Annotated in this window: 28 protein-coding genes; 15 read left to right on the plus strand and 13 right to left on the minus strand. The window is 32.2% G+C overall.

Translation table 11 applies throughout. The annotated features are described in order from the left end of the window. From AC0NJG_RS00005 to AC0NJG_RS00015, 3 genes are all read right to left on the minus strand, one after another. Positions 1-59, minus strand: a 59-nt coding sequence (locus AC0NJG_RS00005; protein WP_474062873.1) for a YrzI family small protein, incomplete at its 3' end; no start/stop codon positions are given. A 28-nt stretch (positions 60-87) separates the two neighbouring features. Further along, positions 88-231, minus strand: a complete 144-nt coding sequence (locus AC0NJG_RS00010) for a YrzI family small protein (RefSeq protein WP_087953368.1) — start codon at positions 229-231, stop codon at positions 88-90. 27 nt (positions 232-258) lie between these two features. Then, the gene (locus AC0NJG_RS00015; protein ID WP_000156180.1) at positions 259-399 is read right to left on the minus strand and encodes a YrzI family small protein; all 141 of its coding nucleotides are present in this window, start codon (positions 397-399) and stop codon (positions 259-261) included. 440 nt (positions 400-839) lie between these two features. Between AC0NJG_RS00015 and AC0NJG_RS00020 the strand changes: the two genes are divergently transcribed. The 7 genes from AC0NJG_RS00020 (at position 840) to AC0NJG_RS00050 (ending at position 5,121) form a co-directional block, all read left to right on the plus strand. Then, on the plus strand, positions 840-1,433 hold the full coding sequence (locus AC0NJG_RS00020) for a DUF4825 domain-containing protein (RefSeq protein WP_474062729.1): 594 nt from the start codon (positions 840-842) through the stop codon (positions 1,431-1,433). Positions 1,434-1,447: 14 nt separating this feature from the next. Beyond that, complete coding sequence (locus tag AC0NJG_RS00025) at positions 1,448-1,936, plus strand: DinB family protein (protein WP_087953371.1); 489 nt, start codon at positions 1,448-1,450, stop codon at positions 1,934-1,936. A 125-nt stretch (positions 1,937-2,061) separates the two neighbouring features. After that, positions 2,062-2,442, plus strand: a complete 381-nt coding sequence (locus AC0NJG_RS00030) for a GntR family transcriptional regulator (RefSeq protein ID WP_087953372.1) — start codon at positions 2,062-2,064, stop codon at positions 2,440-2,442. Continuing rightward, positions 2,439-3,311 carry an ABC transporter ATP-binding protein gene (locus AC0NJG_RS00035; RefSeq protein ID WP_474062730.1) on the plus strand — a complete coding sequence of 291 codons (873 nt, stop codon included), beginning with the start codon at positions 2,439-2,441 and terminating at the stop codon, positions 3,309-3,311. The genes AC0NJG_RS00030 and AC0NJG_RS00035 overlap by 4 nt, the downstream gene beginning before the upstream one ends. Next, entirely contained in the window at positions 3,308-3,979 is a 672-nt protein-coding gene (locus AC0NJG_RS00040) for a DUF4052 family protein (RefSeq protein ID WP_087953374.1), read from the plus strand. Before AC0NJG_RS00035 ends, AC0NJG_RS00040 begins: the two co-directional genes overlap by 4 nt. A gap of 36 nt (positions 3,980-4,015) precedes the next feature. Next, entirely contained in the window at positions 4,016-4,495 is a 480-nt protein-coding gene (locus tag AC0NJG_RS00045) for a CcdC family protein (protein WP_143881229.1), read from the plus strand. A 116-nt stretch (positions 4,496-4,611) separates the two neighbouring features. Continuing rightward, complete coding sequence (locus AC0NJG_RS00050) at positions 4,612-5,121, plus strand: 2'-5' RNA ligase family protein (protein WP_088327814.1); 510 nt, start codon at positions 4,612-4,614, stop codon at positions 5,119-5,121. Positions 5,122-5,127: 6 nt separating this feature from the next. On the opposite strand, the gene coaW is transcribed toward AC0NJG_RS00050, so the two are convergent. The 9 genes from coaW to AC0NJG_RS00095 all read right to left on the minus strand — a co-directional run bounded on the left by coaW (position 5,128) and on the right by AC0NJG_RS00095 (position 11,476). Further along, entirely contained in the window at positions 5,128-5,958 is an 831-nt protein-coding gene (gene coaW, locus AC0NJG_RS00055; RefSeq protein WP_087953377.1) for a type II pantothenate kinase, read from the minus strand. 91 nt (positions 5,959-6,049) lie between these two features. Beyond that, the gene (locus AC0NJG_RS00060) at positions 6,050-6,448 is read right to left on the minus strand and encodes a 3-hydroxyacyl-ACP dehydratase FabZ family protein (protein WP_087953378.1); all 399 of its coding nucleotides are present in this window, start codon (positions 6,446-6,448) and stop codon (positions 6,050-6,052) included. A 56-nt stretch (positions 6,449-6,504) separates the two neighbouring features. Further along, the gene (locus AC0NJG_RS00065; protein ID WP_140168758.1) at positions 6,505-7,704 is read right to left on the minus strand and encodes an LL-diaminopimelate aminotransferase; all 1,200 of its coding nucleotides are present in this window, start codon (positions 7,702-7,704) and stop codon (positions 6,505-6,507) included. A gap of 193 nt (positions 7,705-7,897) precedes the next feature. After that, on the minus strand, positions 7,898-8,104 hold the full coding sequence (locus tag AC0NJG_RS00070; RefSeq protein ID WP_372514618.1) for a DMT family transporter: 207 nt from the start codon (positions 8,102-8,104) through the stop codon (positions 7,898-7,900). Between the two features lie 134 nt (positions 8,105-8,238). Next, the gene (locus AC0NJG_RS00075) at positions 8,239-8,601 is read right to left on the minus strand and encodes a hypothetical protein (RefSeq protein ID WP_087953381.1); all 363 of its coding nucleotides are present in this window, start codon (positions 8,599-8,601) and stop codon (positions 8,239-8,241) included. A 170-nt stretch (positions 8,602-8,771) separates the two neighbouring features. After that, on the minus strand, positions 8,772-9,071 hold the full coding sequence (locus AC0NJG_RS00080; RefSeq protein ID WP_087997213.1) for a hypothetical protein: 300 nt from the start codon (positions 9,069-9,071) through the stop codon (positions 8,772-8,774). A 153-nt stretch (positions 9,072-9,224) separates the two neighbouring features. Next, a complete protein-coding gene (locus AC0NJG_RS00085; RefSeq protein WP_474062731.1) occupies positions 9,225-10,427 on the minus strand; it encodes an MFS transporter in 1,203 nt (400 codons plus the stop codon). A gap of 293 nt (positions 10,428-10,720) precedes the next feature. Further along, positions 10,721-11,155, minus strand: coding sequence for an exosporium protein ExsC (exsC, locus tag AC0NJG_RS00090; RefSeq protein ID WP_071725732.1), 435 nt, complete (start codon positions 11,153-11,155; stop codon positions 10,721-10,723). Positions 11,156-11,323: 168 nt separating this feature from the next. Then, positions 11,324-11,476, minus strand: a complete 153-nt coding sequence (locus tag AC0NJG_RS00095) for a YqbF domain-containing protein (protein WP_071725777.1) — start codon at positions 11,474-11,476, stop codon at positions 11,324-11,326. Between the two features lie 478 nt (positions 11,477-11,954). Between AC0NJG_RS00095 and AC0NJG_RS00100 the strand changes: the two genes are divergently transcribed. From AC0NJG_RS00100 to AC0NJG_RS00135, 8 genes are all read left to right on the plus strand, one after another. Next, positions 11,955-12,323, plus strand: coding sequence for a hypothetical protein (locus tag AC0NJG_RS00100; protein WP_087953384.1), 369 nt, complete (start codon positions 11,955-11,957; stop codon positions 12,321-12,323). 195 nt (positions 12,324-12,518) lie between these two features. Beyond that, on the plus strand, positions 12,519-13,304 hold the full coding sequence (locus tag AC0NJG_RS00105; RefSeq protein WP_087953385.1) for a class I SAM-dependent methyltransferase: 786 nt from the start codon (positions 12,519-12,521) through the stop codon (positions 13,302-13,304). 69 nt (positions 13,305-13,373) lie between these two features. After that, positions 13,374-13,562, plus strand: a complete 189-nt coding sequence (locus AC0NJG_RS00110) for a DUF3970 family protein (RefSeq protein ID WP_000621879.1) — start codon at positions 13,374-13,376, stop codon at positions 13,560-13,562. Between the two features lie 77 nt (positions 13,563-13,639). Further along, positions 13,640-14,605 carry a nucleoside hydrolase gene (locus tag AC0NJG_RS00115; protein WP_087997215.1) on the plus strand — a complete coding sequence of 322 codons (966 nt, stop codon included), beginning with the start codon at positions 13,640-13,642 and terminating at the stop codon, positions 14,603-14,605. A gap of 173 nt (positions 14,606-14,778) precedes the next feature. After that, a complete protein-coding gene (locus AC0NJG_RS00120; RefSeq protein WP_000638307.1) occupies positions 14,779-15,021 on the plus strand; it encodes a GlsB/YeaQ/YmgE family stress response membrane protein in 243 nt (80 codons plus the stop codon). A gap of 77 nt (positions 15,022-15,098) precedes the next feature. Continuing rightward, positions 15,099-15,494: a hypothetical protein gene (locus tag AC0NJG_RS00125; protein WP_000847587.1), complete on the plus strand. Its 396-nt coding sequence runs from the start codon at positions 15,099-15,101 to the stop codon at positions 15,492-15,494. A gap of 99 nt (positions 15,495-15,593) precedes the next feature. Then, entirely contained in the window at positions 15,594-16,439 is an 846-nt protein-coding gene (locus AC0NJG_RS00130; protein WP_087953387.1) for a DUF5700 domain-containing putative Zn-dependent protease, read from the plus strand. A 28-nt stretch (positions 16,440-16,467) separates the two neighbouring features. Next, complete coding sequence (locus tag AC0NJG_RS00135; RefSeq protein WP_429681326.1) at positions 16,468-17,136, plus strand: YjgB family protein; 669 nt, start codon at positions 16,468-16,470, stop codon at positions 17,134-17,136. A gap of 78 nt (positions 17,137-17,214) precedes the next feature. Here AC0NJG_RS00135 and AC0NJG_RS00140 read toward each other — a convergent pair whose 3' ends face one another. Beyond that, positions 17,215-18,441 carry an MDR family MFS transporter gene (locus AC0NJG_RS00140; protein WP_474062732.1) on the minus strand — a complete coding sequence of 409 codons (1,227 nt, stop codon included), beginning with the start codon at positions 18,439-18,441 and terminating at the stop codon, positions 17,215-17,217. Between the last annotated feature and the right edge of the window lie 45 nt (positions 18,442-18,486).

Raw genomic sequence — 18,486 nt, forward strand, 5'->3', positions numbered from 1 at the left:
TTCTGTGAAAGTTTACGTTTTTGAATGGTGATGGTTAAAAAGAATGCTTTAAATTTCATGAAGATATTTCTCCTTAAAAATATATTTTTAATACATATGCGTATAATATGAACTTTTAATGTCAATCATTTTATCAGTCAGTTGTTTTATTTGCTGTTTACGATGGATTTCAGCTTCAGTTAAAGTGTTTTTCTGAAGTACAGTCGTAAAAAAGAAAATATGAAAAGTCATAAATGAATTCCTCCTTTCGAAAAGGAATTACATGTGATCACAATAAAGTGCTTGGCGCTCCTTAACATCATTCATAGCTTTTTCTATTTGCTCATTATGAAACATTTTATCTTTAGAAATTTTATTTCTTTGAATCGTAATACTTAAAAACAATACGCTAATAGTCATCGAATGTTGCTCCTTTCTTTAAAAAATAATGTAAGAGACTAAAAAATCGCACAAAAAAGCCACAGGAAGATATAGTTCTCCTATGGCCAGGCGTGACAAAGCCACAGGAAAGTATACGACCTCCTGTGGCGAATTTATGAATTAATCGAAATAATGTACGATTTTCAATTCTCCATTAGGGTGGTCGAATTCATATTTAATTGTCCAGAAAACACAGGTGCAGTTAACGCTAAAGTTAAAGCATGTAATTGTAATTTCATCATTTCCTTCGACCTCCTTTTAGAATATTTTTCTTACGTTAGTAAGTATATACAATTAATGGATAATTGTAAACATAAAAAGCGAAAATTTTTAATTTTGATTAAAATGCGTATATTTTAAAGGGTTTTGAGAAGGTGTATTGTAATTAACGAAATATCGATAAAAATGGGGGATGCTAAATGAAATATATGCATCGAAATGTAGTTGTTATGCTAACAATTTTTTTATTTATTACTGCTTGTTCTAGCGGAGAAAGAATAAAAGAAATATCTGATGTGAAACCTGGTGACTTTAAGAAATATGCTGGAACATATGTTGGTAATAACTCAGATGTGGTTGCAATTGTTAATCATTTACCCGGTGGTGATACATTTCAAAGTATTAGTTTAGAGAATGAAAGTATAAAGGTGTACTATGGTGCAAAAGGAAATGGAACTTTGACAGAAGACATGGTTGAGACGTATTGGTTTGATGGTAAGGATACGATGGAGAAGAATTTTCTCTTTAACGTTATTTATCTAGCGATTTTAGTACCAAATGCGAAAAGCTACGAGTTTCAAGTAGAAAATAAAAAATTCACGATAAAAAGAGAAGAAATACTATCAATCCTGTATGAAAAATTTGATAATTTCCCACAAGAAAATGATATATGGGATAAAAAGAAAGTAGTAAAGTTTCTTAACGAAAATAACGAAGAAATTACAATGCTTATGAATGATAAAGAGTTTCGGAAATCTTTATTTGCTACACATCCAGTGCAGCAGTTGAAATAATGGGAGGAGAAAAGGTGGAGTTAGTATACAAAATTACTTATCATCGAATGCAGGAACATTATTTACCTAAGATAGTAAAGGCAATTAGCCTCGTTAGTGAAGAAGATTTGTGGAAGCAAGGGAACTCTGTTAATTCAATTGGTGGAATCGTATTGCATATTTGTGAACATATTTATAGAAATACTAGTCGTTATAAAAATCCCACTATAGTTTTTGAAAAGGGAATTGAGGAGTATTTTCCAGTAAAAAAACAAGGTTCTGAAGTTTTGCTACAGTACGTTGAAAAAGTATTTGATGAATGGGGAAAGGCATATATACAATCATGGGAAGAAAAAAGACATATTGAACTTCATGGTTTATTACATTTAGTGGAGCACACAAGTTATCATTTAGGGCAAATAGTAGATCGTACAAAGTCAATAAAAGGACAACAATTTAACTTTTGTCAAAATGGTATAAATGAAAAGAATTTAAGAACAAGAGTTGAAACATCGAAATTTTAGAAAGAGAGTCATTCTTAAATAAATGACTCTCTTTTTTTGTAAAAGGAATTTATGGAAATAAATATTTTTATGTGATATGGTTAATTACATAAGTAATGAACCTAAGAACCTAAGGTGGTGAAATTGTGAAACCTACTCTGGAGCAAAATAAATTAATATACTTACAAATTGCAGAAACGATTGAATCTGATATTTTAAAAGATATATTACTTGAAGAAGAACAAGTGCCATCAACAAATCAATTTGCGAAGATGCTACAAATTAATCCAGCTACTGCAGCTAAAGGGGTAAATGTATTAGTGGATGAAGGGATTTTATATAAAAAGAGAGGGATCGGAATGTTTGTTGCAAAAGGAGCGAAAGAAGTCGTACTTAAAAAAAGACAAAATACTTTTATGACCGAATATTTACCGAAAGTGTGGGAAGAAGCAAAAGTATTAGAAATATCCAAAGATGAATTGATGGATATGATTCAAAAAATTACGAGGGAGGGGAAAGAGGGATGATTGCACTTGAAACGAAAGATATAACGAAAAAATACAAAAAGAAAGTAGCAGTAAATGAAGTAACGATTTCATTGGAAGAGCATAAAATATATGGTTTGCTTGGTAGAAATGGAGCAGGAAAAACGACATTATTAAATTTACTTGCAGGCCAAATTACTTCAAATAGTGGAAGCGTATCAATATTTGGTGAATATGTTTTTGAAAATAGTAAAGCGATGCAAAGTATGTGTTTTGTTAGAGTGAAAGAAGAAGCACATTTAAGCTATAAAGTAAAAGAAATTTTTAAGATGTGTAGCATATTTTATAAAAATTGGGATGGAGCTTATGCTGAAGAACTGGCAGATAAATTTAAGCTGAATATGACAGAGAAATACCATAAACTATCCCATGGTATGCAAACAGTCGTAGGAATTATTCAAGGATTAGCAAGTAGAGCACCAATAACAATTTTTGATGAACCAACTACAGGTTTAGACGCAGCAAACCGTGAATTATTTTATAGTCTACTTCTAGAAGATTACGGTGAGTATCCACGAACTATTATATTATCCACACATTTAGTAGAAGAAGTAACTCATGTGATTGAAGATGTAATTATTATAAAAGAAGGAAGGCTAGTTGTTCAATCATCAGTGGAAGAGTTATTACAACAAGTTCAGATTATTTCAGGCCAAAAGGATAAAGTGGACAAGTTCTTGATTAATAAAAAAGTATTAAATCGAGAAGTTTATGGAAATAAGGGTATTGCTGTTATATGGGAAGAATTGTCTAATGAAGATTATGACTCTATTGAAAAATTAGGGTTAGTAGTTAATGGAATAACATTACAAAAATTATTTATTCACATAACTGGTGGTGAAGTGAAATGACGATATTAATGAAGCAGTTAAAGTTACATATTAATTTTCATTATAAAGCAATTTTAATATTTTGGATTATAGCTTTATTAATAAAAGGGGCTTTAAATGCTGCTCATTTAAATGGAGCGAACATTGGTTATTTACCCAAAATTATAAATAACCCTTCAATAGCAATTATGTTATTTATAGTAGGGAGTGTTTTCATCATTCAAGATGAGCTTTTTCGTTTAGCTGTTTCATTCGGTGTAACGAGAATACAATATTTTATCGGGGCAATTTGTTATATCGTATTGCAATCTGCATTATTTTCATTTCTTCAAGTTATGCTTTTACAAGATATAAAATATAATTTAGTAAATGTTAGTTTTTGGGAGCAGTCGGTGCAACAATTTATTTTGCAATTTTTATTTTATGTTACAACAGCATGTTTCTTCCAAGTGGTAGTAGTTTTTAAACAACGATTTCAGTGGATTGGTCTTATGATTGGTGGAACACTTTTCTTATCAACAAATAGTGTACTTTATGGAGAAGCAGGGGTAACCAGTTTACTATTTACGAGTGATGGATCTTTAGTAGATATTCCATATTTTACTGTTATTTCAATTGGATTAACTGTTCTTTATATCATAACCAGTAGTATATTTATTCGTAAAGTATCATTCGAAAAAACGATTTGAAATATTATTAGATTACTATAGAGAGAAGGATAGCAAATGGGAGACACATCTTCACTCATTACAGTCTTTTTAGGCATTGCACTATTAATATTCTGGCGTCGTTATCGCTCCATGCATAAGCCGATAAAGGGATCAGGAAAACGTATTTTATGGCCATTATTATTTTTAACACCAGGTGTTGTATGGTTTTTTGGTCCCGTACATCCAGCTATATTACAAGTAGTTATAGCGGTATTCATTGGGGGACTTTTCGCTGTGCCGCTTATAGTATTAACAAATTATGAACGAAGAGATGATGGGAATATGTATACGAAAAAAAGTGCTGCTTTCTTAATTACTTTTATTGCACTTGTCGTTTTAAGGTATGGTTCAAGGAAATATATTGTAGACTTAGATCAACAAACAATTGGTTTATTATTTTATGTTGTTGCTGTCTCGTATATTATTCCATGGAGAATTGCTTGCTATATAAAGTTTAGGAAAGTTTGGCGGGGGAATAGTAATCATGTTAAATAAAAACTTCTCGTTTGAGAAGTTTTTATTTTTACATGTAAGCAAAATAATTTGTTGATGTTCAAGGCTGTCATAGAATATGATACATATTAAAATAAGAGGAAAGTAGAGGGATAAAAATGCGTACTATTTTAGTCTTTCTAAATAACATGTCCATCGATAAAATAGAGGACATTAGACAAAAACATGATCCTTTATTTGGATTAATTCCACCGCATGTAACAATCGTATTTCCATTTAAGAGTAATATTTCAAATGATGAATTACAATCTCATATTTTGAATTTATCAAAAGGGATAGGCAAAATTGAAATTGAGTTTGCAAATCGTATCACTAGTGTAGGAAACTATTTGTTTTTAGAAGTTGAGGAAGGGAAAGAACAAATAGAAGAACTACATGACTTGCTGTATACAGGACCTTTAATACAATTTTTAAAAGAAGATATTCCATACACACCACATGTAACAGTCGGGAGAAAAGAAAATGCTGAGTTAGCTGCTGAAGTAGCCAAGGATATTCATAGTTTACCTGAAACGTTACAATGTGTAATTGATAGAATTAGTGTAGAGCGAATTGGAGAGAACGGGGAATCGATTATTGAATTTGAAGTACCGTTGCAAAAAAGCTGACAAGTGTCAGCTTTTTTTATTCGCAACATAAAGTAAAGCACCAATCGCACCGCTATTACCACCATCTTGTAAAAAAATAGGTATTTTATTTTGATATTTTGTGTAGCTACTAATAATATTTTGAAGGTGTATGTTATTACATAGAGTCGAACCAATATAAATAATATGGTCAATGTTTTTTGTTTCGGCAAATTGAAGGCTTAATGCAGTAACGACTTCACCGACGAGTCCTTGTACAGTAGCAAGTATATCTGAGCTATTATAATTTAATTCTATAGTAGCAGCTTTACCAAAATTGCTTGCAGTTAAACTATTATCAATAGGGGAGAGAATACCGCCATAAATATCACCAACTGTAATATCTAATTCTTTTCTAGAACCTACTTTTGTTAAAGGAATTACATCTTCAAAATGGTCTATATTTGTTAACAATTTTGAAAGCCCCATAATAGTACCACCGCCAACACCAGTTCCGCCAGCGCGAATATATTGGTCATTATAAACGTAATGAATAGAAGTGCCTGTACCGATATTTGTTAATATAAAGTTGTTTATATCATATTTTTCTTCTTTTAATATGTATCGGACACCTATAAGAGTAGCTTCAAATTCATTTAGTTCTACTATTTTATATGAGTCAGAAAGTAGTTGCTGTAATTGTTTTGCTTTACCACCTGTAATACATATTTGTTTTATACGAGTATTTTTCTTAAGCCAATCTATTATTTTATCATGTTCATTTGAATAAAATTTTTCAAAAGCTAATTGCTTTTGTTCGTTCAAATAAGCAATTTTCGTTAATGTTCCACCAGCATCGATACCGATCGTACTTTCCATTTGCCTGCTCCTTACCAAGTAATTTGTTTACTCTGTTTATGATGGTGAGACGAATTTGTAGGAGGTAGATACCCCGCGGATTACATCGTCTCTAATCAGCTTGATATATTAATAGTTTTTCCACAGTTACAATCGGCTGATTATAAACAGTTGCAGTACCTGTACCGAGAATAAAACCTCGGCGATTGCGAGATAGCTCATAATGCAAATCAAGTTTATCACCGGGATATGCTTTTCCGTGGAATGTAACTCCATCTAAAGAGGAGAGAAAGCCTAATCCTTCAGAGTCACTCGTATGTACAAATGCGCTAAGCTGAGCAAGTGCTTCTACAATTAACATATGAGGCATATGTTTTTGACTATCATTTATAAACCATTCATTATTTGTAATGAGTTTATATCCCGTAACGGATTCACCATGTTTTACATTTGTTACTTTATCAATCATTAAAAATGGATAACGATGAGGAAGAGTGTCTTCAATGTGCATATGAAAATACCTCCAATAAATAATACCCCTGCTACAGTTAAGCAGGGGAGTTATCATTAATTTTTAACTAATTCATTTACTTTTTCAAGAGAAAAAATACCACTATTTCTAATGTTTTCAACCACTTGTTGTAGCACTTTTTTATCTTGAACGAGTGCAATACGTACAAAACCTTCTCCGTGAGGTCCAAATGCATGACCTGGCGTAACAACGACATTCGCACGATCCATTAATGCGTATGCGAAATCTATAGAAGTCCAGCCGTTCGGAATTTCAGCCCAAACGAACATACTACCAGCTGGTTTATCGACATTCCAGCCAAATGTTTTGAACCCATCGATTAAAGTATCTCTACGTTCTTGATAAATACCGCGATTTTTCTCACAAAAAGCAGCGCCATTTCTTAGTGCAGCACATGCTGCTTTTTGAATTGGTAAAAACACTCCGTAATCTGTATTAGATTTAAATTGTGTAAGTGCCCCGACAATTTCTTCATTACCAATCATATAACCAATACGGCTACCTGCTAAACTATAACTTTTTGACAAAGAGTTGATTTCTACGCCAACGTCTTTAGCACCAGGCACAGAGAGGAAGCTTATTGGTTTGTTACCATCAAAATAAAATTCAGCATAAGCAAAATCATGGACAACAATAATGTTATGCTTTTTCGCGAATGCAATTATCTCTTTAAAGAAATCTTCATGAGCCATTGCTGGAACCGGATTCCCTGGGAAGTTTAAAATCATCATCTTCGCTTTATCTGCAATTTCTTCAGGAATTAGCTCTAAGTTAGGTAAGAAATCATTATCTTTCTTTAGAGGCATGTAGTAAGATGTTGCTCCAGCCATTTGGATTCCTGTTTCATAAGCTGTATATCCTGGATCAGGAACTAATATAATATCTCCCGGATTCGCATAAACCATAGGTAAATGGACGAGTCCGTCCTGTGACCCCATTAATAATAGAACTTCTTTATCGGCATTTAATATAACATTATGAGTGTTGTTGTAATATTCAGTTACAGCTTCGTGAAATTCTTGAATACCACTTAATGTGTATCCATAGCTTTCTTTTTGATTTGCTGTATGTACCAATGCTTCTCTTACGAAATCAGCAGGTGGCATATCAGGATTCCCGATACTTAAATCAATCATTTTGTGACCTGCTGCAATCTTTTCTTTTTTATAGGCCCCTAATTCACTAAATATAGAAGATTGGAATGCTTTCATTCTAGTTGCTAACGTGTAAGTCATCAAAACCCCTCCTAAAAACAGTGTTTTCTTTCTGCGTTTTTAATTATTCTGAAAACACATGAGTACATTTTATCATTTTTTTATGAAAATTAAAACGATTGACAAATTTAGAGGGAGGATTAGTCTTTTTTGAAAAGGGAGGTGTAAATAAGTACCGGTAAACTGAACTGCCTATTATATCTTTCTAGATGGTTTAGGATGTTTTGTAGTTTTTGTTAAGTATATCCCGCATATTTTGGATGAAAAAGTACACGAAAACGAGGCCTAATATACCACTAAGCCAATAGTATGAATTTCCTGTCGTGAATTTTTCATAAAATGAATGTGCATTCCATAGGATTAGGAGAATGGAACAGATTGTTGATACAATTAATGAACTTAAACTTCTCAAAAAAAGCACCTCACATTAAAATATTGTTATTATGTAATATTACATCTAAATTTAAAGATTTAAAAGAGAGAAATGTTTTTGGGGAGGTTTTGTAAAATAAAAATAACGCAGAAAATATTTTCTGCGTTTTAAATGAAGAGTAATTATTTCTTTTTATATGTACATAATTTTTCCACTGCATAAAAGTATACGTTTAATTTGCCATCGACAACTTTTAAAGTTTGATCTGATGTAAATGAATTACCATAATCAATGTGATATACATTAGAATCCTTTACAAAGGAACCTTTGTATAAATCTTCTTTTTTCTTCGTTGTTTGCATTTCTACTAAATTTTGAATGATTTTTTCTTTCTTTTCTTCTTTTACAACTGTTTCAAATTTATAAGACGCAGGACAAAGACCATTTTTGTTGTCAACGACTTCCCAAGAACCGTAAATATCATTATTGCTACATCCGCTAAGTAGTATGACGAATAATGGAATAAGTAATAGAAATTTTTTCATTTTGTACTCCTTTCTTTTCATTTTCAATAAACGTGCGAATACGATAGGAATATTGTAGTAAATAAAGTTTAAATTTTTATAAAGAATTATTTAATTTCATATAAAAATTTAAGGGGAATTGAAAAAGCATGAATCTAGTGTAAAGTCAGATTCATGCCGAGTAGTATAGTCTATGTTATGTTTCTCTTGAGGAAAAATAAAGAGGAAAGTAGGATCACTATTCCATTTAAAATATATACAACTGCAACAATAAAGGCAAGGCCCCCTGCGCCAAATCCAGCTTCATCGAATATAGAAGCGAATGCTACGGTAGTAAAAAAAACAATAGGAGTTATCAGTAAAAATATGAAACCGGCGATAATTCTTCTTTTAAAGTAATGTCCAGATAAGGAAATAGCTAAAAAGTTTATGATGCTAAACAGAGCTAATACAAAAATAAATATAATAAATAACTGCATACCATCAGACAATTGCGCACCCCCTATATATATCATGTTAGTATACTGTATTCAAAAGCGAAAGGGGGTACTCCTTTAAATAATTACAATAAGCGTAATAAATAAGTTTTTATATAACAAAGACGCATGGATTAATCTAATAGGATCCATGCGTCTTTGTTTATGTTATAAATTCGCAGATTGCGAAGGCTGTTTTTCATATTGTTTTTGTTTAGATAGCGATATGAAAATAATTAATAATGAAATGACGCCGAAAATTAAGACCATGTACTGTAATCCAATCGTATCTAAGAAGAAACCAGTACCGAGTAAAACGATTTGGAACATAACTCTTTCAAACATGTTACGGAATGAGAAGAGACGGCCGTGATAGCTTTTTTCCACTTTCGTTTGGAAAATTGTCGACATAATAGGGAAAAAGCAACCGACACTAAAACCAAACAAACCAAATGATGTAAGAGACATCCATTTTATATCGCTAAAGAACAATGATAGATGTGCAAAAGCGGTACAAATTGCGAAGAAATATAGTAACTTTTCAGGTTTGAAATGGTCAGATAAACGTTTAATAACGAAGGCACCTAACATAAATGCGATACCTTCAATTGTATATATAAAGCCTTTAATCGTTGGATCATGTTGCATTTCGCTAATATTAATTACCATTAAATTAAATCCAGCTATAAATAATAGAGGGATAATACTTAATATAAGTGCTGTGAAAGCAATAGGAATTCCTTTTAAAATACGAAATACTTCCATAAAGCTATTATCTTTTGCAGCTTGTTTACTTGGTGTTGTGGATTTCTTATCCTCGAATTGTAGGAAGAAAGTTGAGAGGAATAATAAAGCGTACGCTGCCATTGAGAAAGCATACATATACTGTAAACTCATTATAACTAAAAGAATTCCACCTAGTGAAGTACCTGCAATACGAGCGATCGTACCTACATTCATATGTACACCGTTCATCTGTAATAACTCATGCTCACGAACGATAAGTGGGATTACAGATTGTAATGCAGGGAAATAAAACGCTGCTGAAATTTGAAGAGCAACCATAAATGCAATCATAAATGCGATACTTTCAAATTGGATGGCAAAAAACATGAAAATAACACTTAAAACTCGACCAAACCCAGCGTAAAGAAGAACTTTTTTCTTTTCATACTGATCGATGACACGGCCAGCCATGGGTCCAACTAGAACACTGGCTAATAGTCCGATAAATAATATAACTGATTTCATGAAATCAGAAGGGACATATTTTTGCATAAATTCAAGGTTGCCAAGAATGCCAAGCCATAACCCTAAACCAGCAATAAACTCCCCAATTAAAACAATCCAAACATTTTTATTACGCCACATAATATAAAACCTCTCCGTCTTTTAAAATGAAAAACTCGTATATAAAACCTCCTTATTTATGTATTCTTTTCATACGAACTTTTTTAGAGTCAGAGTCTATATTACGTGTTTCATAATTGGATTTCAATCTTTTTGATTTGTCAAAAATTTGATGTGTTAATTGATGAAATAAGTGAATCATAAAGTAAAAAATTTATGATTAAAGCTAATAGAAAGTAAGTATAAATATAAAAAAGCAAGAACGTATAACTACGCCTTGCTTTCTCAAGTGCAAAATTAAATATTTGATTCACTTAGCAACATTTACGCTCTTGTCCAATAGCTAAAGCACTAAAAGATAGAGGACCAACAACTTCTGCACTTGCACCACTAGTTAAGTTTTCTACAGTTAATGAATATTGGTGTGTTCCACTGCCAATGTTTTGATCTATAGCTTGAAATGTTTGTACGTAGAATTGTTCGGAATCTGTAGATTCAATACCAACTTGTGTATTGAAAATTTCAACATTATCACGGAAAATTCGGAATAAAACTTGTGAAATCTCAGTTATACCTTCAACTCCGACTGTAGCGATTAATTCTACTCGATTATTACGTGAATCTCTACTTGAAATTCTTACTTTCAAATTTGCTAGAATTGCTTTATTTGGAGAAGCAGGGATTGCAAAAGTGGTTTCACCCGTTTTACTTATAGGTTGAGTAGCTTGGTAATCAATGATATGAGTCATATTCGTCACCTCCTCATATACTAAAATATGAAAATGGCAATGAAATAGCTTGGACAAATAATAGAATATTTTAATAGAGTCGATAATAATTGTTGAAAAGGAGTAATTCACAAAAAAGCATCAAGAAAATATCAAAATACAGTGATGGTTTTCTTGGTGCTTTTGTACTTAGGCTGAATATTCTTCTTTACGTACTTCGAAAAATTCATTGCGACGTAAGTAATTATAAACTTTCTCGGAAACCTCTTCTTCTTCACACATTAAGAAACGATGATCAAAAGCATAGAATGATTGACCTTTAATTAATTTTACGTAGTAAATTTTACACGCCTCCTCTAGCGAAATTAGTATTTACTTAATATTATGATGGCCTATAAGTATGTGAATCATACTTGAAGTTTCAAAGGATTGAAGCGAAACAAAATAAAAAAGCTTACAAAACTGTAATGTTGTTGTCACGTTTTCCGATAGTTAAAAATAACCAATTTCTTCTATACTACAAATAAGTTACATAAAATAAGGGGGTAAAAAGATGGAGGAAGTGATTGGAGAAGTAGTAGCAGGTATTTGTGAATTTGTGGTGGAGGTAACAGCAGATGCTATTGGAAATTTAGTTTCCGGAAAGGATGAGGAAAAAGAAACATTATAATAGTTTGTAAAAGTATATAGATAATCAAAGTATAAAGGCTGATTTCTAAAGGGAAATCAGCTTTTATAGTTTTTACATTATATTAATTTTATTTGAATATTCATTTGTTATTATGTTTGTAAATCGAATAAAGGGGGTGAATAAATAACTATGTCGAATTTAGGGAATAATTTATCTAATTCTTGTTTGATTGTTGTAAAGATAGAGGAAAAGGAATATCACTTTATTGTTCGTGAACATCCAATTGTAGGGAAATTTATATCGCTATTGGAAAATGGAAAAGAATATGGTTTAATAAATAAACAAATCGCTAATAAAGATAAATTTATTACATCGGAGCTTGCTAAATTAGATTATTTTAACATAGATGTTCTATATCATACACCTGGATGGATATGGATTGGTATGGATCAATTTGGTTTACATGCTCGTGAGGCTACTTATAACGAAGTAGACATTATTATGAAGTTGAAAGAGGATTTATATTATATAGATGTAGATGAAAAAGTAAAAATGTAATTGATATTTAGTTAGGTTAGGGGACAAGTTCCCGTAGCCTTTTTTTGTTTAATATGAAAACGGAAAATAGATACTATGTAGGGGAGGACTGTATGATAAGAAGTGAGCTGAAAAGAGGATTTGAAAATACATAAAGAGAACTTTAATTATTATATGAATTCTATATGTAAATAATAATAGAAAGAAGATGATAAAATGAGTAAAGAAGAGCTTGTGAAACAACAGTTTGGTAATAATGCGGAGAAGTATGTAAAAAGTAAAATTCATGCTAAAGGACCGGATTTACAATATGTAGTTCAACAAGTTGAGTCTCGTCATAATAATCGTCTTCTTGATATTGCTACTGGCGGAGGACATGTTGCGAATGTATTAGCTCCATTGTTTCAAGAAGTAGTTGCCTTAGACTTAACAGAAAAAATGTTAGAGAATGCGAAAAACTTTATTATAAGTAATGGACATGAAAATGTATCTTTTGTCGCTGGAAATGCTGAAAGTTTACCGTTTTCTGATCGTTCATTTGATGTGATAACATGCCGAATTGCAGCACATCATTTTACGAATCCAGATCAGTTTGTTTATGAAGTAAATCGGACGTTAGAAGATAATGGATTGTTTATTTTAATAGATAATGTTTCACCGGAAAATAATGAATACGATACATTTTATAATTTTATAGAAAAAAAGCGGGATCCGAGTCATGAACGAGCGTTGAAAAAAACAGAATGGATTACCTTGTTAGAAAAAAATAGTTTGCAAATGCAGTCATGTCTTACCTTTGACAAGAAATTTGAATTTGACTGGTGGTGCGATATGATGAATGTCCCTTTGCAAAAACGAGAGAAGTTAACAGAATGTATGATGAAAACATCACTTGAAATGCAAGAATTCTTTAACATTCAATATGAAAATAATAAAATTATATCGTTTTATACTGAAATGGCATTGTTTATATGTAAAAAAAGTGCGACATTAAAAAGATAAATTTCTTGAAGTCTTTTCAAAGTACGATATACTTAGTACTGAGAAAATGAGAATAGAGGAAAAGTAATAATGATTCGCGTACGTATTGAAGGAACTGAAGAAGAAATGCTTGAATTTATGGAGAAAATGCCAGATATTCCTGGATTTGAAAAAACACATATGAGAGAACCGAGAAAAGGAAATAATCCAAAATATGATTCGAGTAAGAATGTACTAGCATATTTATCTTATAAAAAGATTGAAGTCGCCAATAAATAGGCGGCTTTTTTAGTTTGCACTGTTTCACAGCCTTGTCTTTTTTACATAATAATAATAGTAGATTATGCTGAAGAGGGGTGAGGATAGTTAATAAGAAAATCATCTTTTTTGGAGACTTTGGTATTGACGATGCTGTGGCGTTAATTTATGCAAATAAAACATGTAAATTAGATATTATAGGTATTGTTGCTGAATATGGAAATGTATCGCGAAAAATTGTAACGGAAAATGTGTACTTTTTAGAAAGATACTATGCTACAGAAGTAAAGATCATTGAGGGTGCAGCAAGACCGATGACAGCTGAAGAACCTTTGTTCTTTCCTGAAATTCATGGGGATCACGGTTTAGGGCCAATTATTCCACCTGAAATGAGGATTTGTAAACGGGAAAATTTTTGTGAATTAATTAAATTAATTGAGCCTTGTCCAGAAGATATTATTATCGTAGCGACAGGACGATTAACAACATTGGCAACATTATTTTTAATATATCCAAATGTCATGGATAAAGTATATTCGTATTATATTATGGGCGGTGCGTTTTTATTTCCCGGTAACGTTACTCCTGTATCAGAAGCAAATTTTTATGGAGATCCAATTGCTGCAAATATTGTAATGAAGTACGCAAAGAATGCGACAATTTATCCGTTAAATGTAACGCAACAGGCCCTAATTACGCCTGAAATGGTGGATGTTATTAATAAAGAAGGAACAGGGCAGGCAAAGCTTATTAAACCAATGATTGATTTTTATTATGAGAATTTTTATAAAAAAGAATACCCTGGTATTGCTGGAAGCCCGATTCACGATTTACTTCCGTTCATTTCATTTATAAATGATGATATTTTTGAATATAAAAAATCTGCAGTTTGGATTAGTACGACAAATGATGTAACAAGAGGGCAAAGTGTAGCTGACTTTAGAAAAATAGCTGAGCCAACAAGGTTTGATGATCGGCCAATACAAAGAATTGCGGTTGGTTTTAACTATCCTGCATTTAAGGAAGAGTTTATGCGTACAATATTGAAGCCTGATTGCCCATAATAGGAGAAATACGAAGGGTTTCCACTACTAATCCAAAAACTAGTTGGTCATTATTTTGAAATAATCTAATAGTTGAAGCCGTATGAATAACTTATGAAAAATGTAGCATAACTAATGGTAAGCAATTGTTTCTAATTATATTTTGATTGGTAAACTATAAAGGAGGTTATCATATGATTTGGTCTTTAATCGTTGGTGGTATATTAGGGTGGCTTGCTAGCTTAATTACTGGTAGGGATGTACCAGGCGGTGTAATTGGTAATATTATTGCTGGTATTATTGGTTCTTGGATTGGTGGGAAATTACTTGGTAGTTTCGGCCCAGTAATCGGTGGATATGCAATTATTCCAGCTTTAATTGGTGCGATTATTTTAATCTTCATCGTAAGTTTCTTATTGCGAGCAATGCGAAAATGAATGTAAGGACTGTTTACATTTGTAAGCAGTCCTTTTTATATGTTATGCTAGTATTATACAATCAGGAGGTGTCAGCATTGAAAACATTTACAGTAAATTTTCATCAAGAAGATAATGCAAAAGCGACAACAGTACATAAATTAAGTGAAGAGGACTTCAACAAAGCAACAGAAAAGGGTACTCGTCATCTATTTGATTTAGATACAAACGTTGGATTCTTCGTATTCTTTGACGCAGAAGATGCAGAAGGAAATGATCAATACTTAATGCTACAATATGAAGGAGATCATGAAGAACCAACTGCGTGCTACGGATTTGATTTAAAACTTTACTATCAATTTTTAGCACTATACTTAAACGATCTTGAGTTCCAAGGTGAAACAGATGAAGAAGAGGAAGAGTACGGTCCAATTCATCATTTAGCTCACTTACTTTATCATATTGTTGAAGATGGTAAGTCAATCGAAGTGTAAAAATACATATGTAAAGCTGTCCTTTTTGGGCAGCTTTTTTCTATTTAAGGAAGGAGTGCAACGTAAATGGAGAGAAGGGATATATAAGGAGATGGAAAAATGATAAACAATACAATTCCAAGTTTTTTAAAATTATGGGAAAGCACCGACGTAGAATTAGCAGTCCTCAATCAATACTGCACTTCGCATCCAGAGATATTTGAAGAATACTTTAAGTATCATTGTCCTAAAACGAAAGAACGTCTTTCTAATGCCATTAACCTATATCCCGCAAAAATAGAAGATATACGTATCATTGCAGAATCATTACCGACTATTATTCAAGAGATAACGAATGAATATCGTAATAAATATAGCTTTGATGTAAATATGAAATTCCACATATTTGTTGGAGCTTTTGGATCTAATGCATTCGTAGAGAGGGAGATCATTGGAGATATATTTTTTGCGGTAGAAAAATTATCTCCAGATTTGAATCATCTTCGTGTTATTGTTGCTCACGAAATAGGGCATATATATCATAATGTTATGTTACAAAATAATGGAATGGATTGGGAGAAAGCTGAGTGGACCGATGCGGCAGTTAATTTGTATCGTGAAGGTGTTGCAACATATGTATCAAAGCAAATTGTGAAAGGTTTAAATGAATCAGTGTATTACTCATATGACGATGATGGTGAACGTTGGTTACAATATTCTATAGAAAATGAAGAACAAATAAAGAAACGTTTTTTGGAAGATTATATAGAAGGGTGGACGTTTGAAAAAGAGAAAGAGTGGTTTCGGTTATCTGGTGGACAATATTTTGGGTACAACCGACTCGGTTATTTTTTAGGAACAGCTTTTGTAGAATATGTTGCACAAGCATTGGGCGAGAGTGAAGTATTTACTTTTTGGAACAAACACAATTTGAAAAGAGATGTAATGGATTGGTTATCGACATGAATCAGATTATGATAGGGGGCTGAAATGTATGAGAGTGTATGTAAAGATAGGTATGTTATTTCTCGCTTTTACATGCATTTTTGCATTAGTAGCATGTAAAGGAACGGACGAAAAAAAGGAAACAGATCCAACAACAGAAAATAGTAAAAATGAACAGAATAATACTTCTGAAGAAAAGAAAGAACCTGATGAAAAATCAAATAATGAAGGATTAACAAACCCAAAGCCAGATCCAAGCACGAAAGATACAGTAATCAATCAAAAATCAATTAACCACGTTAAAGAATTGTTTGAACTATCGAAAGAAGGAAAAGTACCTAACATTCCGTTTGCAGCGCATACAGGAGATATTGAAGAAATAGAAAAAGCGTGGGGGAAAGCAGATAAAATGGAACAAGCAGGAAATGGAATGTACGCTACCTTTACAAATAAAAATGTTTCCTTCGGTTTTAATAAAGGATCACAAGTTTTTGATGTACGCTCCTATCATGCAGAACTAAAATCAATTACATTACAAGAAATAGAAAAAGCATTAGGAAAACCAACTTCAGTTAAAGGAAATGGTGAAGATAAAATATATGTATATAAAGTAAACAATCAGTTTGAGTTAAAATTCATTATTCCAAAATCGACTGGTAAAGTAAATCATATTTCGGTATTTTCGCCTGAGGATAGTATTAATAAAATGGCAGGGTAATAAAGAAGGATGTCACAAAGGTCATCGAGACTTTTGTGACATCCTTCTTTTTACTGTTAAAAGGGTGAGGAATGCAGCTTATAAAACATGGGGAGTATGCTCTGAAATGTCTTTTTTCATTTTGTTACGTTCGATATTTTGAATAAACAGTGCTTGAATAATGCCTCCAGCTATTAAGAAACAAGCGCAAATATAAAATAGCATGCTACCGTTTAGTTGACTTAATAAAACCGCACCAAGTACAGGACCACACGTTCGAGATATATCCCAATGTAACCCGTAAATTGAAAAATACAATCCACGTTTATCTGTAGGAGCGATTTCTGAAACGAATCGAAGTAAATGGTTGAAAGCAACACTTTCTCCAATGACTAAAAAGAGTAATGTGAAAAATAGTGACAAGATTGTTGCTGAAAATCCATAGCCAATTGCAGCTATCATAAAGCAGGTGTAAGCAATAAGTATGATTTTCGCCATAGAAAATTGTTCAGACCATTTCACAAGGAAAACTTGTAGAGTGATTTCCATAAGAGCTTTGCATGTTGTAATAAAAACGAGTATGCGATCGAAATCCGGAAGTGTATGTTTCACGAAAATAAGATAATTTGTTTCAGTTTGTGCATAAAAAAAGCTAATAGGAAGTGTAGTAATCATTAGTCCAAATACGGAGTAATGTTTGTGTACAAATTGCTTTGGAGATGATACTTCAAGCTTTTGCGTTGGTGTTGTCATTGCCGGAGCAGTTTCTGGAAGCTGCGTCCAAACAACGACTGCATATGCTATAAGTGCAATGCTTTGCACTATAAATACATATTCAGGGTGAGTCTTATAAAAAATAGTACCAATTAAAGGACCGATTAGAGTACCTATTGCTCCCATCGTTTGCAGAAGAGAGAAAATTTCTGCTTGCTGCCCATGTTTTGTTAAATCAGCAATTTGTGCACGTTGAGCAGGAATATATAAGGAACGGCCAATACCATTTATAACGTATAATAATGCAAAGATAAAAACGGATTGAGCGAAAATGAAACTACCGATTGCAACGCCCTGTAGTAACAATCCTAGTAACATAATTTTCTTTCGCCCATACTTATCAGTCACTCCTCCAGCAATAAGTGTAAATACAATGTCTGAAAGTGGTTGTAATCCGAAAATTAGCATAGTTATTATTATATTACCGTTTAACATTTTATTAACGTAAATAATCATAATGATGGCTAACATGGATTCTGTTGTTCGGGTTAATAATTCGCCGCACATTCTTATAATAATTGGTTTGTTATAACGTAGTAAGAGATTGGTCAATATTAATTCCTCCTTTCTATATTGAAATGATAAGATGAAAGGAGA

The sequence above is a fragment of the Bacillus sp. SSR7 genome (assembly GCF_055902415.1).